18 protein-coding genes are annotated in these 18,488 nt (G+C 72.6%); 7 read left to right on the forward strand and 11 right to left on the reverse strand.

Annotation, left to right across the window (positions count from 1 at the left end; genetic code table 11):
- Positions 1–43: 43 nt before the first annotated feature.
- From AC069X_RS33705 to AC069X_RS33720, 4 genes are all read left to right on the forward strand, one after another.
- Complete coding sequence (locus tag AC069X_RS33705) at positions 44–457, forward strand: DUF3151 domain-containing protein (RefSeq protein ID WP_478734719.1); 414 nt, start codon at positions 44–46, stop codon at positions 455–457.
- A 129-nt stretch (positions 458–586) separates the two neighbouring features.
- Entirely contained in the window at positions 587–1,435 is an 849-nt protein-coding gene (locus AC069X_RS33710; protein ID WP_478734721.1) for a tryptophan 2,3-dioxygenase family protein, read from the forward strand.
- Positions 1,428–2,639: a kynureninase gene (gene kynU, locus AC069X_RS33715; protein WP_478734723.1), complete on the forward strand. Its 1,212-nt coding sequence runs from the start codon at positions 1,428–1,430 to the stop codon at positions 2,637–2,639. Before AC069X_RS33710 ends, kynU begins: the two co-directional genes overlap by 8 nt.
- Positions 2,640–2,809: 170 nt before the next feature.
- The gene (locus AC069X_RS33720; RefSeq protein WP_478734725.1) at positions 2,810–3,688 is read left to right on the forward strand and encodes an alpha/beta hydrolase family protein; all 879 of its coding nucleotides are present in this window, start codon (positions 2,810–2,812) and stop codon (positions 3,686–3,688) included.
- Positions 3,689–3,805: 117 nt separating this feature from the next.
- Here the strand turns inward: AC069X_RS33720 and AC069X_RS33725 are convergent, their stop codons facing one another.
- On the reverse strand, positions 3,806–4,483 hold the full coding sequence (locus tag AC069X_RS33725; protein WP_478734727.1) for a macro domain-containing protein: 678 nt from the start codon (positions 4,481–4,483) through the stop codon (positions 3,806–3,808).
- A 168-nt stretch (positions 4,484–4,651) separates the two neighbouring features.
- On the opposite strand from AC069X_RS33725, the gene AC069X_RS33730 reads away from it, so the two are divergent.
- A complete protein-coding gene (locus AC069X_RS33730) occupies positions 4,652–6,292 on the forward strand; it encodes an ADP-ribosyltransferase domain-containing protein (protein ID WP_478734729.1) in 1,641 nt (546 codons plus the stop codon).
- 18 nt (positions 6,293–6,310) lie between these two features.
- Here AC069X_RS33730 and AC069X_RS33735 read toward each other — a convergent pair whose 3' ends face one another.
- Together AC069X_RS33735 and AC069X_RS33740 are read right to left on the reverse strand one after the other, a co-directional pair.
- Positions 6,311–6,802 (reverse strand): carboxymuconolactone decarboxylase family protein, encoded by a 492-nt coding sequence (locus AC069X_RS33735; RefSeq protein ID WP_478734731.1) that lies wholly within the window; start codon positions 6,800–6,802, stop codon positions 6,311–6,313.
- Between the two features lie 200 nt (positions 6,803–7,002).
- The gene (locus tag AC069X_RS33740; protein ID WP_478734733.1) at positions 7,003–8,286 is read right to left on the reverse strand and encodes an adenylosuccinate synthase; all 1,284 of its coding nucleotides are present in this window, start codon (positions 8,284–8,286) and stop codon (positions 7,003–7,005) included.
- Positions 8,287–8,470: 184 nt separating this feature from the next.
- On the opposite strand from AC069X_RS33740, the gene AC069X_RS33745 reads away from it, so the two are divergent.
- Entirely contained in the window at positions 8,471–9,316 is an 846-nt protein-coding gene (locus AC069X_RS33745) for a diacylglycerol kinase (RefSeq protein WP_478734792.1), read from the forward strand.
- A 67-nt stretch (positions 9,317–9,383) separates the two neighbouring features.
- Here the strand turns inward: AC069X_RS33745 and AC069X_RS33750 are convergent, their stop codons facing one another.
- The 8 genes from AC069X_RS33750 to AC069X_RS33785 all read right to left on the reverse strand — a co-directional run bounded on the left by AC069X_RS33750 (position 9,384) and on the right by AC069X_RS33785 (position 17,678).
- Entirely contained in the window at positions 9,384–10,082 is a 699-nt protein-coding gene (locus AC069X_RS33750) for an alpha/beta hydrolase (RefSeq protein ID WP_478734735.1), read from the reverse strand.
- A 104-nt stretch (positions 10,083–10,186) separates the two neighbouring features.
- A complete protein-coding gene (locus AC069X_RS33755) occupies positions 10,187–11,407 on the reverse strand; it encodes a cytochrome P450 (protein WP_478734737.1) in 1,221 nt (406 codons plus the stop codon).
- A gap of 88 nt (positions 11,408–11,495) precedes the next feature.
- Entirely contained in the window at positions 11,496–12,155 is a 660-nt protein-coding gene (locus AC069X_RS33760; protein WP_478734739.1) for a response regulator, read from the reverse strand.
- Positions 12,152–13,477 (reverse strand): sensor histidine kinase, encoded by a 1,326-nt coding sequence (locus AC069X_RS33765; RefSeq protein WP_478734741.1) that lies wholly within the window; start codon positions 13,475–13,477, stop codon positions 12,152–12,154. Before AC069X_RS33765 ends, AC069X_RS33760 begins: the two co-directional genes overlap by 4 nt.
- A gap of 87 nt (positions 13,478–13,564) precedes the next feature.
- Complete coding sequence (locus tag AC069X_RS33770; protein ID WP_478734743.1) at positions 13,565–14,236, reverse strand: response regulator; 672 nt, start codon at positions 14,234–14,236, stop codon at positions 13,565–13,567.
- Complete coding sequence (locus tag AC069X_RS33775; protein WP_478734745.1) at positions 14,233–15,543, reverse strand: sensor histidine kinase; 1,311 nt, start codon at positions 15,541–15,543, stop codon at positions 14,233–14,235. The genes AC069X_RS33770 and AC069X_RS33775 overlap by 4 nt, the downstream gene beginning before the upstream one ends.
- A 10-nt stretch (positions 15,544–15,553) precedes the next feature.
- The gene (locus AC069X_RS33780; protein ID WP_478734747.1) at positions 15,554–16,756 is read right to left on the reverse strand and encodes an acyltransferase family protein; all 1,203 of its coding nucleotides are present in this window, start codon (positions 16,754–16,756) and stop codon (positions 15,554–15,556) included.
- Positions 16,749–17,678, reverse strand: a complete 930-nt coding sequence (locus AC069X_RS33785; protein WP_478734749.1) for an alpha/beta hydrolase — start codon at positions 17,676–17,678, stop codon at positions 16,749–16,751. Before AC069X_RS33785 ends, AC069X_RS33780 begins: the two co-directional genes overlap by 8 nt.
- A gap of 310 nt (positions 17,679–17,988) precedes the next feature.
- Between AC069X_RS33785 and AC069X_RS33790 the strand changes: the two genes are divergently transcribed.
- On the forward strand, positions 17,989–18,471 hold the full coding sequence (locus AC069X_RS33790; RefSeq protein ID WP_478734751.1) for an HIT family protein: 483 nt from the start codon (positions 17,989–17,991) through the stop codon (positions 18,469–18,471).
- Positions 18,472–18,488 lie beyond the last annotated feature (17 nt).

Raw genomic sequence — 18,488 nt, forward strand, 5'->3', positions numbered from 1 at the left:
CACCGGGCCGCTGATCGCCGTCCCCTTCGGCCACACTGATCCCATGTCGATTCACCAGAACCTGCTCGGGGGCCCCGCCCCCACCCACCTGCCCGACGAGCCCGCGCCCCGTGAGGCCCTCGCCGCCGGGGCCGACCCGGCCGAGGTCGCCGCCGCGCACCCGACGTCCTCCCTCGCCTGGGCCGCCCTCGCCGACCAGGCCTTCGCCGCCGGCCGCACCGTCGAGTCGTACGCGTACGCCCGTACCGGCTACCACCGCGGCCTCGACGCGCTGCGCCGCGCCGGCTGGAAGGGCCACGGCCCGGTGCCGTGGGAGCACGAGCCGAACCGCGGTTTCCTGCGCGCACTGCACGCCCTGGCGCGGGCCGCCGGGGCCATCGGCGAGAAGGAGGAGTACGAGCGCTGCTCGACCTTCCTGCGCGATTCCTCGCCGACGGCGGCGGACACGCTCGCATAACGCTCTCGAGGAGCGCCCTAGAGGGGTCCCGGATCCCCTGCTTATGATGCGGAGCAGGGGACCGGGGCTCCACTTACCTCACCGGAAGGAGCGGACCGCTACCCGGAAGCACGTGTCGAGGAGACAGAAATGTCGCACGCCCTTGATGCCTCCGGAGCCGGTTCGGACACCCCGAACCTCGACTTCGCCGGCACGACTCCGTACGAGGACTACGTCCAGGCGGACGTCCTCACCCACCTCCAGCACCCGCGCTCGGAAGACCCCGGCGAGATGGTGTTCCTCGTGACCACCCAGGTCATGGAGCTGTGGTTCACGGTCATCGTCCACGAGTGGGAGACCGCGGCCCGCGCCCTGCGCGAGGACGACATCCCGGTCGCGATGGACGCGCTGAAACGATCCCTCCGGGAGCTGGAGGCCCTGAACGCCTCCTGGCGGCCGCTGGCCCAGCTCACCCCCTCGCAGTTCAACTCGTACCGCGCCGCCCTCGGCGAAGGTTCCGGTTTCCAGTCGGCGATGTACCGCCGGATGGAATTCCTGCTGGGCGAGAAGTCCGCGTCGATGCTGGTCCCGCACCGGGGCGCGCCGCGGGTCCACGCCGAGCTGGAGAAGGCCCTCCACGAGCCCAGCCTGTACGACGAGACCCTGCGCCTGCTGGCCCGGCGCGGCCTGGCCGTCCCCAAGGCGGTCCTGGACCGGGACCTCGCCCTGCGCTACGAGCCCTCCGCCGAGGTCGAGGCGGTCTGGACGGCCCTCTACGCGGACCCGTCCGGCCCGCACTCCGACCTGCACCGCCTCGGCGAGGTGCTGACGGACGTCGCCGAGCTGGTCTGGCGCTGGCGCAACGACCACCTGGTCGCGACGCGCCGCGCCATGGGCGCGAAGACGGGCACGGGCGGCTCGGCCGGGGTGACCTGGCTGGAGAAGCGCGCCACGAAGAACGTCTTCCCCGAGCTCTGGACGGCCCGCAGCCATGTCTGACGCCGCCCCGAACCCGATACCGGAGCTCCAGGAGCGGGCCGCGCGCCTCGACGCCGAGGACGGCCTCGGAAGGCTCCGCGAGCGCTTCACCCTGCCCGACGGGGTCGTCTACCTCGACGGGAACTCCCTGGGCGCGCTGCCGGCCGGCGTCCCCGGCGCGGTGGCCGATGTCGTGCACCGCCAGTGGGGCGAGCTCCTCATCCGTTCCTGGGACGAGAGCGGCTGGTGGACGGCACCCCAGCGGATCGGCGACCGCATCGCTCCGCTGATCGGTGCCGCCCCCGGCCAGGTGACCGTCGGCGACTCCACCAGCGTCAACCTCTTCAAGGCCCTGGTCGGCGCCGCCCGTCTGGCGGAACCCGGCCGGACCCGGATGCTGGTCGACGCCACCACCTTCCCGACGGACGGATACATCGCCGCGTCCGCCGCCCGGATGACCGGCCTCGAACTCGTCCCCGTCGACCCCGCCGACGCGGCCGGGGCCTTCGGCGACGACACCGCCGTGGTACTGCTCAACCACGTCGACTACCGCACCGGCCGGCTGCACGACCTGCCCGCGCTCACGCGGGCCGCGCACGACGCGGGCGCGCTGATCGTGTGGGATCTGTGCCACAGTGCCGGAGCGCTGCCCGTCGGTCTCGACGCGCACGCCGTCGACCTCGCGGTGGGCTGCACGTACAAGTACCTGAACGGCGGGCCCGGCTCCCCGGCGTACATCTACGTCGCCGAACGGCACCAGGGCGCGTTCGACTCCCCGCTCCCCGGCTGGAACGGTCACGCCGAGCCCTTCGCGATGACCTCGGACTACGTCCCGGCACAGGGCGCGGGCCGGATGCGGGTCGGGACGCCGGACATCCTGTCGATGCTGGCCCTGGAGTCGGCCCTCGACGCCTGGGAGGACGTGGACGTCGAGGCGGTCCGCGCCAAGTCGCTCGCGCTGACGGACTTCTTCCTCGAATGCGTGGCGGCGTACGTACCGGACGGCAAGGCCGAGCCGGTCACCCCGGCCGAGCACGCCCGGCGCGGCAGCCAGGTCTCGCTGCGGGCCGAGGGCGCCCGCGAGGTGATGGCGGAGCTCGTCTCCCGGGGGGTCGTCGGCGACTTCAGGGCGCCCGACGTCCTGCGGTTCGGATTCACCCCGCTCTACGTCGGTTTCGCCGATGTGGAGCACGCGGCACGCACACTGGGTCACATTTTCGGGTGACGCGGTAGCGAAACGTCACAGCACGGGGCGGGCGGGGCTACGGCTCCGCCCGCCTCCGTGCCGGCTCGTTCCGGCGGCGAGCGGCGGGTGACAGCCTGATACGGTCCCGCTCTGTCGGAACACCGGAACATCTGTCCCCCCTGTCACACGCGTTACCGAGAGGTTGAGCCATGACGGACCCCGCAGTCGAACGGGACGCCGCCGAGGCCGCCTCGGCCTTCGCCCACCCCCCGGTCGGGCCCGACGCGAGCGCCGCGTACGGGGACCACCCCGACCAGGTCGTCGACTTCTACGCCCCGCGCGGCGAGGCCACGGCGGGCTCCGCCCCGCTGGTCGTGGTCCTGCACGGCGGGGCCTGGCGGGCCCCCTACGACCGTCAGCACATCACCCCTTTCGCGGACTTCCTCGCCCGGCGGGGTTTCGCCGTCGCCAACATCGAGTACCGGCGCGGCAGTTCCCTGCCGCACCAGGGCGCCGGGGGGCCGGTGGCCGGGCGCTGGCCGGAGACCTTCGACGACGTGGCCGCCGCCATGGACGCCCTGCCGCGCCTGGTCTCCGCCGCCCTGCCCGCCGCCGACTTCCGCCGGACCGTGGTGACCGGCCACTCGGCGGGCGGACAGCTCGCGCTGTGGGCGGCGGCGCGGCACGTGCTCCCGTACGGCTCCCCCTGGCGGCTGGCCTCCCCGCCGCTGCTGCGCGGGGTCGTGGCGCTGGCCCCGATCGCCGACTTCGAGGTCGCCGAGGAGCTGGGCGTGTGCGGCGGCGCGTCGGCGCAGCTGCTGGGCGGGCCGGAGCACTGGGAGGCGCGGCTCCCCTCCGCCGATCCGGCGGCGCTGCTCCCGACGGGCATCGCGACGACCGTGGTGCACGGCCGGGAGGACATCGTGGTCCCGCCGGCGGTGGCGGAGTCGTACGTGGCCGCCGCGGCGAAGGCGGGCGAGATGGTCGGCCTGACCCTGGTCGAGGGCGTGGGCCACTTCCCCCTGATCGACCCGGCGGCCGACGCCTGCGCGGTCGTCGCCGAGGAGATCTCCCAACTGGCCTGGTGACACCCGCCGGTGCGCGGCCGCCGCAGCACGGGTCCGCCGCCGACCCGGCGCCGATTCGCCGTGACGCGACGCCGCCGCAGGTCCGCCGCCGCAGGTCCGCCGCCGTGGAGCCGCGGGTCAGCGGCCGCGCGCGGCCCGCGCCGGCGGGGTGATGCGTATCCGCTTCCCGGCGGGGGCCCGCTCTATGTCGTCCAGCTGCGCGGTGATCGTGGCGCGCAGCTCGTCGTAGTCCGCGAAGTGGTGGTCGTTGAAGAGGGTGTGGCCCGTCCACATCAGGTTCGCGCACACCCGCGCCGGCACCCGGCCGGTCCGGGCGCCCATGCCGACCAGTGCCACCGAGCGGATGCTGCCGGGCTGCTTCTCGTTCTGCTGGTGGATCGCCTGGAAGGCGGCCGCGCACGCCAGCGCCACGTTCAGCGTCTGGCTGACGTTCTGCGAGGACGTCTCCATCGTCGGTGTGGAGATCAGGAAACGCGGGGTGACCGCCCCGGACGGCACGCACACCGCGCTGCCCACCGGGAGGCTGCCCGCGAACCCGTCGCGTATGGCCCGCTGCACGCGCAGCTGGATGCCGGCGCCCAGGAAGCGCTTGACGGCCGCGTCCACCCCGCCGTCCATCCGGCCCCGCGAGTTGGTCGGGCTCACCCACGCGTCGACGTCCTCGTCGAGGATCGACCCCTGGCGGATCTCGATCCCGGGGGTGTCGGCGAAGGCGGCCCGCCAGGAATTCACCACATCGGCGTTGACGTCGGTCAGTACGACCCTGAGCGCGGGCAGTGCGCGGTCCTCGGACATCATCCACTCCAATCGGTCACGGTCATTTCCGACCACTCACCACGCTAGCGGGGGCCACTGACAATCGGCCCCGGACGGACCGTCCATGACGACGGATCAGCGTTGTCAGTGGCCGCTGTTAGCCTGCGATCAGATTCGAAGTCCGGTTCGACATTTCGGAGTTCCCCCATGAGCGAAGCCAACTCCCCGGCCGTTCCCGCGCAGCCCGACCCGAATGACCCGCTGGCTCTCGCCGAATTGTTCAAGGGCGGCGGCGAGCCGTGGTTCCCGCTGCTCAAGCCGGTCATCGAGGCGCAGCCGAACGCCGCCGCGTACATAGGTCCGGGCCGCGGACAGGAGGTCGTACCGGTCCGCGAACTGACCTTCCAGGCGCTCAAACCGAATCCGCCGCACAAATGGAAGGTCGTCGTCTTCGGGCAGAACCCCTATCCGAGGCCGGAAAGCGCCACCGGCATCGCCATGTTCGACAACACCTTCCACGACTGGAAGGACAGCCAGTTCGGCCGCGTCGTCAGTATTCGCTGCATCATCAAGGCGGCGGCGATGTGGAAGTACGGAATTCCGAAGAAGACCCCGATCGCCGACATACGCGCGCTTCTGAAGACGCGGGAAACGGTCCAGCCGCCGGAATGGTTCCAGGCGATGCTCACCCAGGGCGTCCTCCTGCTGAACGCCGCGCTCACCGCGAGCAGCGACGGCACGCGGGGCGGGGCCGATCCGCACACCGCGTTCTGGCGGCCGGTCGCCGAGCGGATCGTCGAGGAGATCCTCAAGGCCAAGCAGGACGCCGACGAGGAGGACCGGGGGGTCGTCTTCGCCTGGTGGGGGGCGCACGCACGCAGCCTGAAGAAGATCGTCCTCGAACTCCAGAAGAAGTACCCCGGGGTCGACGTCCGGCACATCGACCACGCCAATCCGGCTGCGCAGGGCGACATCTTCTGCGACGGCGACCACTTCGCCACGGTCAACGACGCCCTCGCCTCGCTGGGCGCGGAGCCGGTCGACTGGCTGCCGGCCAAGGGGTGGAACGAGGCCGCGGCACAGCAGAGCGGTGCGGGCGGTCCGGGCCGCGAGGAGGTGGCCGCGCGCATGGGTGCCTTCATCGCGTCCACGATGGAGCTGCACCAGCTGTATCTGGAGCGCCTCTCCAGCGTCAAGGACGAGGGCCTCGTCCTGCCCGCGATCACCGGGGTGTTCGACACCCCGCTCGTGGAGTTCCGGGACGCCGTCGCGCCGGTCGCGGAGCTGCTGTCCGGTCTCGGCAGGCACGTCGACCGGTCGTACGAGTTCGGCAGGACGCGGGCGGCAGGAGCGGCCGGCGGGCTCTCCGCCGACGCGGTGTCCGCCCTGTACCTCTACACCTGCGAGTCCGCGTTCTACCGCGAGATCAACGCGGTCCTCCGCTCCCCGGACCGCTCCCGGCTCGTCCCGTACCTGCCGTACCTGCGGCTGCTGTTCTCGGCCGTATCCGGGCTGCCCGCCCGTACCGAGCCGCTGTACCGGGGCGTGGCGCTGGACCTGCGGGCGCAGTACCCGCTGGGCCGCACCGTCACCTGGTGGGGCGTGTCCTCCTGCACGCCCAAGCTCGGCGTCGCCCGGGGGTTCCTCGGCAGCCGCGGCAAGCGGACGCTGTTCGAGGTGGTCCCGGCCCGGGCGGTGGGCATCCGCGACTTCTCCGCGTTCACCGAGGAGGAGGAGTTCATCCTCTCCCCGGGTACGCAGCTGAAGGTGACGGACGTGACGACCGAGCGGGGCGGGCTGACCACCGTCCGGCTGACCGAACTGGAGGAGCAGACCCTGGTGTCCTGACCGGGTGCCGCCGCCCCGTCAGTCCCACTGCTCGTCGGCGAGGGAGGCGACCGGCTGCGGCTTGCCGATGACGGCCAGGGCGATGAAGAAGTTGATCTGGCCGATGGCGATGGTCAGGGTGGCCAGAGCCTTCTCGTCGTAGTGCTTCGCCACCTCGGCGTACAGCTCGTCCGTGACCCGTTCCCGGCCGTGCGGGGCGGGCTGGAGGGTGGCCTCCACCAGGGCGAGGGCGGCGCGCTCGGCGTCGGTGAAGTACGGGGCGTCCTGCCAGGAGGAGACGGCGGTGATCCGCTCCTCGGTCTCGCCGGCCTTGCGGAGGAAGGCGGTGTTCAGGACGGTCAGGTAGGTGTTGTGGACGATCTGGCCGGCGCGCAGGTGGACGAGGCTCATCGTGGTGCGCGGCACCGAGCGGTTGCCGGTGGCGCGGAACAGGGCGGCGCTGATGTCGGCCAGCTCGGGCACGAACTCGCCGGGGTTGGGCATCCGGGAGATCGAGGTGCTGTTCGTCATGTCTGTTCTCCTTGCTCGGTGTCTTCACAGCACTGACCCGGGGGAGCGGGGAGATGTGACAGCTCCGGAGAACTTTCTTTTCCGGCGGTCACGCGGCCGGGTACAGGCCGGCCGCGCCCGGGCCGGACGCGCCGGAGGGGCGGGGGCGCGGTGCGCTCCCCGCCCCTCCGGGCGTGTGCCTGCCGTACCCGTCGCCGGGACTAGAGGAACGAGTTGATCTCGATCGTCTCGGTGCGGCCGGGGCCGACGCCGATCGCGGAGATCGGGGCGCCCGACATCTCCTCCAGCGCCTTCACGTAGTTCTGCGCGTTCTTCGGCAGGTCGGAGAAGGTCTTGGCCTTGGTGATGTCCTCGGACCAGCCCGGGAGGGTTTCGTAGATCGGCTTCGCGTGGTGGAAGTCCGTCTGCGAGTAGGGGAGCTCCTCGACGCGCTTGCCGTCGATCTCGTACGCGACGCAGACCGGGATCTCCTCCCAGCCGGTCAGCACGTCCAGCTTGGTGAGGAAGAAGTCCGTGAGGCCGTTCACGCGGGTCGCGTAGCGGGCGATCGGGGCGTCGAACCAGCCGCAGCGGCGGTCACGGCCGGTGGTCACACCGCGCTCGCCGCCGATGCGGCGCAGGGCCTCGCCGTCCTCGTCGAAGAGCTCCGTCGGGAACGGGCCGGCGCCGACGCGGGTCGTGTAGGCCTTGAGGATGCCGATGACGCGGCTGATCTTCGTCGGGCCCACGCCGGTGCCGGTGCAGGCGCCGCCGGCGGTCGGGTTCGAGGAGGTGACGAAGGGGTACGTGCCGTGGTCGACGTCGAGCAGGGTGCCCTGGCCGCCCTCGAAGAGCACGACCTTGTCGTCGTCCAGCGCGTTGTTGAGGATCAGGGTGGTGTCGGCGACGTACGGCTTGATCTGCTCGGCGTACTGCAGCATCTCCTCGACGATCGCGGCGGCCTCGATGGCGCGGCGGTTGTAGAGCTTCGCGAGCAGCTGGTTCTTGCCCTCGAGGGCCGCTTCGACCTTCTGGGTGAGGATCGACTCGTCGTAGAGGTCCTGGACCCGGATGCCGATGCGGTTGATCTTGTCGGCGTAGGTCGGGCCGATGCCGCGGCCCGTGGTGCCGATCTTGCGCTTGCCGAGGAAGCGCTCGCCGACCTTGTCGAGGGTGACGTTGTACGGCGTGATCAGGTGCGCGTTGCCGCTGATGAGCAGCTTGGAGGTGTCGATGCCGCGCTCGTTCAGGCCGCGCAGCTCGGAGAGCAGGACGGCCGGGTCGACGACGACACCGTTGCCGATGACCGGGGTGCATCCGGGGGAGAGGATGCCGGAAGGGAGCAGGTGCAGCGCGTACTTCTGGTCGCCTACGACCACCGTGTGGCCGGCGTTGTTGCCACCCTGGTAGCGCACTACATAGTCAACGGATCCACCGAGCAGGTCGGTGGCCTTTCCCTTGCCCTCGTCACCCCACTGAGCTCCGAGCAGCACAAGAGCGGGCACAGGCGTACACCTCTTCCGGATGGGGCATGTCCAAGGTCAGGGGGCGTACGACGATGTACACCGCAGGCTGAGCCGTCGGACCGGTGCCCCGGAATAGACGAAGGCCCTGGCGCAATAGCGCAAGGGCCTCTTGCACAAAGATGCTACCCGAGGAAGGACCGAGGTGTCGGCTCCAGAGCCCGCCATGAGCCATGCGGGCGCGCCGGTAGGCGGCCTGCTCGTGCTCGTCGACCCGGTCGCCCGCCGTCTTGACGGCGAGTCCGTGCGAATCGCGAAGGATGTCTTGTCAGCGGGAGCAGAGGCGAAAATCTGCCTCCCGGATTCGCAGGAGGAATTCGCGCGGGCGTTCGCCCGCCGGGGTCATCGGCGGCCGGTGATCGTGGGCGACGACCGGGCGCTGGTGCGGGCCGTGGGGCTGCTGCACCGGGAGCGGGGGCCGGGGCCGGAGCGGGAGGCGGGCGACGGGGTGGTCGCGCTGGTCCCGGTGGGCCCGCCGGGGTCGCTCGCGCTGGCCCGCTCGCTCGGGGTGCCGCTGTCGGCGGTGCTCGCGGCCCGGGCGGCGCGGGACGGGGTGCCCCGGCCCCGGGACCTGCTGGTGGACGACGGTGGCGGCGTGGTGCTGGGGGGCTTGCGGATCAGCCCGCCGGTGTCGGCCGTCCGGCGCGGCGGGGGCTACCGCTCGCTGCTGCGGACGCTGCTGCCGGGCCCGGCGGCGCCGGTGTGGCCGGCGCACCGGCTGCGGGTGGAGGTCGACGGGGTCGTGCTGGCGGACGGCGACCGCCCTGTGGAGGACGTCGCCGTACGGACCGCCGGGGGCGGGGCGGGGCCGGCGGAGGTGGTCGTCCGGCTGTCCGGCGCGCCGCCGCTGACGGGGTCCGCCGAGGCGGTCACCGTGTCCGGGGTGTCCGGCTGCGCGGGGGCGTCCGGCGAGGACTTCCGCTACCGCGCCGACCACGCCCTGGCCGGTCCGGTGCGGCGGCGTACGTGGACGGTGCGGCGGGGGGCGTGGTCGCTGACGCTGCCCCGGTGAGGACCCCGGGGCGGGGCGGGCGGGGCCGGTGGGCCCCGTCGGCCCCGCATCCGCGGGGGCCCGTCGGCTACGAGCCGGTCGCTTCGTTCGCGGCGGCTTCGATCAGGTCGCAGACGGGGCCCGGCTGGGAGGCCAGGGAGGCGTGCGAGGAGTCCAGCTCGATCGTCTTGCGGGGGTTCATCCGCTCGGCCATCCGCCGCTGGTTCTCCGGGTGGATCATGTGGTCCTGGGTGGACACTTGATACCAGGACGGCTTCGCGCGCCAGGCCGGCGAGGTGACGGCGTCACCGAAGGTGGATGCCAGCGGGGCCTTCTGCGTCACGGCCATGACCAGGGCCTCGTCCGGAGTCACGTCCTGCGCGAAGCTCTCGTGGAACTTGTCCTGCCGGAGCCACAGGTAGCCGTCCGAGTCCGGCGCGATGTTCGCGAACGCCGCCGGGGGGTGCTGCTCGGTGATCGCGCCCGGGCTTTCCCCGGCGTCGGGCGCGAAGGCCGCGACGTAGACCAGCCCGCAGACGTTCGGCAGGTCGCCGGCCTCGCTGATGACCGCGCCCCCGTACGAGTGGCCCACCAAGACCACGGGCCCGTCGATCTGCCGGACCATCTTGCGGGTGCGTTCGGCGTCGTCGGCCAGCGAGGTCAGCGGGTTCTCCACCGCGTGGACATCGCGGAAGCCGCGACGGTGCAGCTCGATGATGACCTTGGACCAGTGGGCGGCGCCGCCCCAGAATCCGTGGACCAGGACGACGGCGGGCTTCTCGGACATGGGGGCATGCCTCTTCTCGCGGTGGGGCGGGGGCTGCGTTCGGTTCACGCTAGGCAGGACCGGCCACCCCCGCCACCGGACGCAAACCCGGCCGCCGGGGCCGCCTAGAACTCGACCAGCAGCTCCCGCAGGCCCCGGATCACGTAGCCCTCCTGCCACTGCGGCTCCCGCACGAGCCGCATCGGCGGGCCCGGGAGGTCGAGCAGCGCCGCGAAGGAAGCCGCCAGCTCCAGCCGGGCCAGGGGCGCGCCCAGGCAGTAGTGGATGCCCGCACCGAAGGTCAGGTGCGGATTGTCCGACCGGTCGATGTCCAGTACGTCCGGGTTCGTGAAGCGCGCGGGGTCCCGGTTCGCGGACCCGAAGAGCAGCGCCATCTCGGCCCCGCGGGGGATGACCGTGCCCCCGATCTCGATGTCGTCGAGCACCCAGCGCTCGAACATCTGGAGGGGCGTGTCGTAGCGCATCAGTTCATCCACAGCTGTGGACAACTTTTCCGCGCCCGCCGGTCCGGGCCGGTCCGCGCGCAGGGCGGCGAGCTGCCCGGGATTGCGGAACAGGGCCCACCAGCCGTTGACCGTGGTGTTCACGGTCGCCTCGTGCCCCGCGTTCAGCAGGAGGACGCAGGTGGAGATCATCTCCTGCTCGCTGAGCCGGCCCTCCTCATCGTGGGCGGCGATCAGCGCGGAGATCAAATCCGCGCCGGGATCCTTGCGCCGCTCGGCGATCAGCTCCCGCAGGTAGGCGCTGAACTCCACGCTCGCCGTCACCGCACGCCGCGCCGTCTCCGCGTCCGGCCGCAGCTCGAACATCCCGCAGATGTCCGCCGACCAGGGCCTCAGCAGCCCCCGGTCCGCCTCCGGGACACCCAGCAGCTCCGCGATCACCGCCACCGGCAGCGGTTCGGCGACGGCGGTCAGCAGGTCCCCGCCCCCGGCGTCCCGCAGCGCGCCGGCCAGCTCCCGGGCCAGCCGCTCCACCGACGGCGCGAGCCGCTCCACCATCCGCGGCGTGAACGCCTTCGACACCAGCCGCCGCACCCGGGCGTGCGCGGGATCCTCCAGGTCCAGCAGGCCGTTCCCGTTGAGCACGTGGAAGGGCTCGTGCTCCGGCGGCGGCGCCTCCCGCCCGAACTCCTCGTGGCTGAACCGGTGGAGGTAGGTCCGCCCCAGCCGCCGGTCCCGCAGCAGCGCGCTCACATCGGCGTAGTGCGGCACCAGCCACTGCCCCGTCGCCCCGCACCACACGGCCCGCCCCTGCTCGCGCAACTCCCGGTAGGCGGGGTACGGATCGGCGACGAAAGCGGCATCCCAAGGATCAAAGCGCATCCCAGCACCCTAGTCCGGTGACCGCGAAGGCTCACCGGGTCGGGGCGGCCGGCACGGCAGGCGCTGCCCGGGCCGGGCGTGCCTCTTCCTAACCAGGTGTCACCAGCCGCGTCTCGTATGCGTACACCGCCGCCTGGGTCCGGTCGCGCAGCCCCAGCTTCACCAGGATCCGGCTCACGTGCGTCTTGATCGTGGACTCCGCCACCAGCAGCCGGTCGGCCATCTCCGCGTTGGACAGGCCTTGCGCGATCAGCACCAACACCTCCGTCTCCCGCTCCGTCAGCTCGGCCACCCCCGACGGGTCGGTCGTCCGCTGCACATCCGACAGCTTCGAGAACTCCACGATCAGCCGCTTCGTCACCGACGGGGCCAGCAGCGCCTCCCCGGCCGCCACCACCCGCACCCCCTCCGCCAGCTGCCGGGCGGAGGCGTCCTTCAGCAGGAACCCGGACGCCCCCGCCCGCAGCGCCTGGTACACGTACTCGTCGAGGTCGAAGGTCGTCAGGACCAGCACCTTCGCGTCCGTGTCCGCCGCCACGATCCGCCGTGTCGCCTCCAGGCCGTTCATCTCCGGCATCCGGATGTCCATCAGCACCACGTCCGGCCTCAGCGCCGCCACCTGGGCGAGGGCCTGCCTGCCGTCGACGGCCTCCCCGACGACCTCGATGCCCTCCATCGCGTTCAGCAGGACGGAGAAACCCTCGCGGACCATCATCTGGTCGTCGACGATCAGCACCCGGATCGTCATGCCGGCTCCTCCTCGGGCTGCGGCCGGCTGCGCACCGGTATGAACACCGCCACCTCGTACCCGCCCGCGGCGGTCTCCCCGGCCGTCATCTCCCCCTCCAGCATCGCCACCCGCTCCCGCATCCCGGTGATCCCGTGCCCGGCCCCCGGCGAAGGCCGGACGTCCCCCGCCGCCGGACCGTTGACCACCCGTATCCCCAGGCCGCCGAGCACGTACGAGACCTCCACCCCGGCCGGCGCGCCCGGAGCGTGCCGCAGGCTGTTGCTCAGCGCCTCCTGAATGATCCGGTACGCCGACAGCTCCACGCCCTGCGGCAGCTCGCGCACCGCACCCGTGACGGTCTTGTCCACACTCAGCCCCGCCTCCCGGACGTTGGCCAGCAGCCCGTCCAGGTCGGCCAGCGTCGGCTGCGGGGCGTCCGGGGCCTCGTAGTCCGCGGACCGCACCACCCCCAGCACCCGCCGCAGCTCCGTCAGGGCCGCCACCGCGTTCTCCCGGATGGTGGCGAAGGCCGCCTCCAGTTCCGGCGGCGGGTTCTTCACCCGGTACGGCGCCGCCTCCGCCTGGATCGCCACCACCGACATGTGGTGCGCGACCACGTCGTGCAACTCCCGCGCGATGGTCGTCCGCTCCTCCAGCAGCGTCCGCCGGTCCCGCTCGACCGCCGTCACCTCCTGCTCGGCGATGACCGCCCGCCGGGCCTCCTTGCGGGTGTTGCGGACCGTCACCACCAGCAGGGCCACCGCCGAGAAGAAGGCCATCGGCGCGATCGTGGCGCCCCCGTCGCCCACCAGGACCGGCAGGACCGTCCCGTACAGCAGGGTGATGAACCACATCCAGCCGGCGGCCCGGGGCCCGACCCGCATGGCCACGAAGACCATCACGGCCAGGGTCGCGACGAACGTGCTCGGCGCCCACGGGAAGGTCATCGTCCGGTCGGAGAGGACCGACAGGGCCATGGTCACCGCCAGCACCGACCAGAAGGCACCGGCCGGCCGCACCAGCGTCATCAGCACCGGCACCGCCGCCAGCAGGCCCAGCAGCACGAACTGGATCGGCGGCCCGCCGTACATGTTGTCGGTGCTCGCCAGCATCATCACGATGAACGCCGTCCCGACCACGACCGCATGCGGCAGGTACGCCGCCTTCGGCCGTATCCCCCGGGGGAGCCTGCGCACCAGCGGCCCGTCCGTCCTCATCGGCGGAAGGGGCCGGTAGGCGAAGGCGTCGGTGATCAGCTCGGCGCGCAGGCTCTGGATCAGGCCCGAAGCCATCCTCAGTTCGGGGGGCCGGGGGGCCGCCCCGGTGGTCGTCTCGGTCATGTCCAAACCGTAGGCCGGTGCCCCCGTCGACCGCGTCGCCGCTGAAGGGGATTTACAGGGGTCCCTCTCAGGTACTACAGACGGCCCTCAGTAGCCCGCCGGACGGACCAGACCCGTCTCGTAGGCGAACACCGCGGCCTGCGTCCGGTCCCGCAGGCCCAGCTTCACCAGGATCCGGCCCACATGGGTCTTCACCGTCTGCTCGGCCACCACGAGGTGCGCCGCGATCTCCGCGTTCGACAGGCCCTGGGCGATCAGCGACAGCACCTCCGTCTCCCGCTCCGTCAGCTCCTCGATCCGCGCCCGGGACGGCGCTCGCGGAGCACCCAGCCGCGAGAACTCCGTGATCAGGCGCTTCGTGATGTTCGGGGACAGCAACGCCTCGCCGGCCGCGACCACGCGCACGGCCTCGGCGAGCTGGTCCGCCGAGGCGTCCTTCAGCAGGAAACCGGAAGCACCCGCGCGCAGCGCCTCGTACACGTACTCGTCCAGGTCGAAAGTGGTCAGCACCAGCACCTTCACCGCCGATTCCGGGGTGCCCGTGATGACGGAGGTGGCCTCGATGCCGCCCATCCCCGGCATGCGGATGTCCATCAGCACCACGTCCGGAGCGAGTTCGCCCGCCTGCGCGACGGCATCGGCGCCGTCGACGGCCTGACCGACCACCTCGATGTCGGGCTGGGCGTTCAGCAGGACGGTGAAACCCTGCCGGACCATCATCTGGTCGTCGGCGATCATCACCCTGATCGGAGTGCTCATACGTCCTTCTTCGTCTTGGTGGGGGAACCGCCGGGAGCGTCCATGGGGAGCACGGCGCTCACCTCGTACCCGCCGTCAGGGCGCGGGCCCGCCGCCAGTTCGCCCCCCAGCATGCCTGCCCGCTCCCGCATGCCGAGCAGCCCGTGCCCGGCTCCCGGCGAGGGCGCGGCCACCCGCGTGGGCGCCGAGTTCGCCACGCACAGGTGCAGCTCGCGCGGCCCGTACGCGATGCCCACCTCCACCTGTGATCCGGGAGCGTGGCGCAGGCAGTTGCTCAGTGCCTCCTGCACGATCCGGTAGGCGGTGAGCTCCACGCCCGGAGTCAGCGGCCGCCGTATGCCCGCCACCTCGGTGGTGACGTCCAGCCCGGCCGCGCGCACGTTGTCCACCAGGGTGTCCAGCTCCGCGAGGGTGGGCTGCGGGTGGTGCGGGTTCGCCGGATCGTCGGCGTGCTCGGAGCGCAGCACGCCCAGGACGCGCCGCAGTTCGGTGAGGGCCTCCAGGGCGTTCTGCCGGATGCCCGCGAGGTTCTCCTTCAGCTCCGGGGACGGGTCCTCCACCAGGTGTGGGGCCACCTGCGCCTGGATGGAGATCACCGACATGTGGTGGGCGACGACGTCGTGCAGCTCCCGGGCGATCCTGCTGCGCTCCTCCAGAAGCGTCCGCCGCGCCCGCTCCTCCTCCGTAAGCGTCTCCTGCGCGACGAGCTGGCCACGGGCCAGCCGCGTCGCCCGCAGCGCGTACCCGAGGAGCCCGGTGAAGCCGAAGGCGAGGCTGGAGGCGAAGAAGCTGGTTCCGCTCTGGTCGGGGCTGAGGAGCAGTTCGGCCGCGCCCGTGAAGACGAGCGTGACACCGACGACCGCGCCGGTCACGCGTACCGGCACCCGCAGTGCGACCAGCAGGATCAGGGGGACGAAGGCGATGACGGAGCCCGGCATCCAGGGCCACGTCTGCCCCTGCCCGACGTGGTCGTGGATCGCCCAGGCGATCACGCCCGTCGTGATCAGGCCGAGCCACCAGGCGGCGATCGGACGGGTAAGCGCGAGCGCGATGGACACGCCGGTCATGAGCGACATGACGAGCGGCGGCCCGCCGCTCACGTGGTAGTGCTCGAAGAGCTGCTGGTTGGTGAGGAACCCGAAGAAGACGGCCAGGTACACGACCACCACATGCGGCAGCCGGGACAGCCACCGGGGCCTGGACATCTTCGGGAGCGGGTCCGGCCGCAGGGTGAACAGTTCGAGTGCCAGGCCACCGCGCCCCGGTGCTGAGGGTGGTTCGGCCGTGGGGACGGATCTCTGGGTCACGCGGGCCAGCCTAGGCATGAACGGCCTCCCCACTGGATGCCCTGAGGGGACCGACGGGCCGCGACACCGGACCGGTGCGCCCCCGGGGCTGTCGGCCGCCCGGGCGCTCGTGGAATCGGAAGGCCGCCCAGCAGACGGCCAGGGCGGCCGCGAACACCGGCAGCCACAGCAGCCGGGCGGCTATCCAGCCCGCCGTACCGGGCACGGTGTGCAGTCCGGGCAGGTCGGTGGAGACCAGCAGCCCCACGGCGGTGACGGACATCATCGCGGTCTGGTGCCAGAGGAAGACCGTCATGGCGGACAGGTTCACCAGGGCCACCTTCGCCCAGGTGCGGGGCCGGCGCATGGCCCGCCTCAGAGGACCCCGCGCCAGCAGCGCCAGCCCGCACTGGGCCAGCCCGAAGGCGACGGCGGCGAGTGTCGGCGGGTTCAGGTTGGACACCGCCGCCCCGGGCACCCCCACCATCGACGCCGGGTACCCGCCCCACAGGACCAGCGCCGCGGCGCCGGCCGCGCCGCCGCCCAGCAGGAGCAGGGCCGGACGGCGCCGGGCGAACGCCCCTCGCGCCCAGGCGGCGCCCAGGGTGTACGGGACGAGCCAGCCCGCGGCGACATTGACCCAGCCGATCCACTCGGGCCCGCCGAGGCCGAACCGCCACACGTCGACCCCCGCCACCACGAGCGCGGGCCACAGCGGGCTCAGCCGGACCACCAGCGGGGTGGCGGCGGTCAGGGCGGCGAACACGAGCAGGAACCACAACGGCGACCACACCAGCCGGAGCAGGGTACGGACGGTGTCCACTCCGGCGCCGCCCAGCAGCAGTCCGCCCCCGATGAGGGCCCACAGCACGACCACCGCGGCCACCGGGCGGAACAGCCGGCCCAGCCGCAGCCGGACCCAGCTCCCGTACGAGACCCCGCGGGCCCGCGCCGACGCGTACCCCTGGGCCGCTACGTGCCCGCCGACCAGGAAGAACACGGCCAGCGTCTGGAGCACCCAGGACACCGGTGCCAGCCACGGCATGTGGGCCAGCGGACTCACGCCGCGCAGACCGCCGTCGGTACTGGTCAGCGAGGTCACCAGCCAGTGCCCGAGTACGACGCCGAGGATCGCGAGGGCCCGCAGGGCGTCCACCGAGCGGTCCCGGTCCGCCGGGGTCGCCCCGTCGACGCGGTCGGCGAGGGCCGACCAGCGGGCGTGGAGCCTACGCATGCCGGGCCTCCGATCCGATGACGATGCGGGCCAGGCTGTCGAGGGATTCGGTGCCGGGCTTGAGGTAGTCGCTGTGCCCGGCGGAGCCGGCCGCGAAGGCGCGGGCGCCGAAGGCCGGATCCACGGGATCGGTGCCGAACCCGACCCCGCCGAGCCGGACATGGGGAACACCGCCGATCCAGTCGCCGGACCCCCGTCCGGCCCACACCCGGGCAGGGGTCGGCATGTCCCTTGCGGTGGCCGCTCCCGTACCCGGACTGCCGTACAGGGCCATGTCGGTCACCTCCGGGCCGGTCCTGGTCCGGCCGCAGACCACCGAGCCGTACGAGTGGCAGAGCAGGGAGACCCGCGCGCCGGCCGGGGTCAGCTGTCTCAACCCCGACAGGAACGGGCTGAGTTCGGCCGCGGCCCGGTCGGCGCGGTCGGCCGTCAGGACGGTGGTGCTGACCGTGGCGGGAGTGTCGTAGCCGAGCCAGGCGACCACCGCCGAGCGCGGGTGCGCGGCCCGGAGCCGCTGCTGGAGGGAGCGCGCCCCCTCCCGGAAGCGCTGGTAGGTGTCCAGGTTCGTGTCCGAGCCCGGCACCAGGACCGCGATCCGGTCCGCGCCGCCCAGGTCGCCGAACACCTCTACGGCGCGGCCCTGGCCGCGGCCGTCGAAGCCGAGGAACCGGGCTCCGGGCCCCGCCATCGCCCGCAGTTTCGCGGCCCGGCCGGCGTGACCCGCGTCCTCGGCCGTCCGCGCCGCCGCGGCGATTCCGGCGAGGGACGCCGCGTACCGGCTCTCAGGGGTGGCGGACTCGGAGACGGCCTCCGGGGCCGGCGCCGGGATCCGCGGGGACGCGGCGGCGGACACGGGGAGCACGACGGCCGCGGCGACGAGGCCGGCCAGCAGAGTGCGGCGGAGGCGGCTGCCAGTGCTCATGTCGGATTCCTCTTCCTGTCCTTCGGTCCGGCGGGCAGGCGCCCGCTCTGGTAACGAAGTTAGGAATCGGCACCCCTCGTCGGCGTCACGCTGCGGAGCGGGCTTCAGCGGTAGCTCTCAGGTATGACCGCCGGTACCTGAGAGCCAGCCGGCAGCGCCCCTCGACCGGTCCGCGAGCGACGTCCGTGCGCCGGGGCAGCACCCCCCGCGCCCACCACCAGCACCCCCCCCGCACCCACCACCAGCACCCGCCCCCCCCGCGCCCACCACCCGCAAACCGGGCCGCACCGCGCCCCGTTAAGGTCCGGGAATGAACGAGACGACCGACTGGCGGCACGACCGCATCGGCAGCGCGCACCGGGGGCAGAACCCCACCGTCCTGCGCCGCCTCGAATCCGGGTTCGCGGTCATCGGGGACCGGCAGTTCCTGCCCGGGTACTCGGTGCTGCTGATCGACGACCCCGCCGTGACCCGGCTCTCCGACCTGCGCCCGGCGCGCCGGATCGCCTACCTCACCGACCTGGAGCGGCTCGCCGAGGCGGTCGAGCGCGCCTGCGCGCGCCTCGACCCGGCCTTCCGCCGCGTGAACATCGAGATCCTCGGCAACACCGACCCGTACCTGCACGCCCACATCTGGCCCCGCTACGACTGGGAGCCCGCCGACCTCGTCCGCATGCCGGTCTGGCTCTACGAGGACGAGGAGTGCTGGCGCGGCGACCGGCACGCACTGGCGCCCCGCCACGACGCGATACGGGCCGCCGTCACCGAGGAACTGGGGCGGCTGCTTCCGTAAGCCCTCGCGGGAGCCGC

It is taken from the genome of Streptomyces sp. NPDC043896, assembly GCF_056435605.1.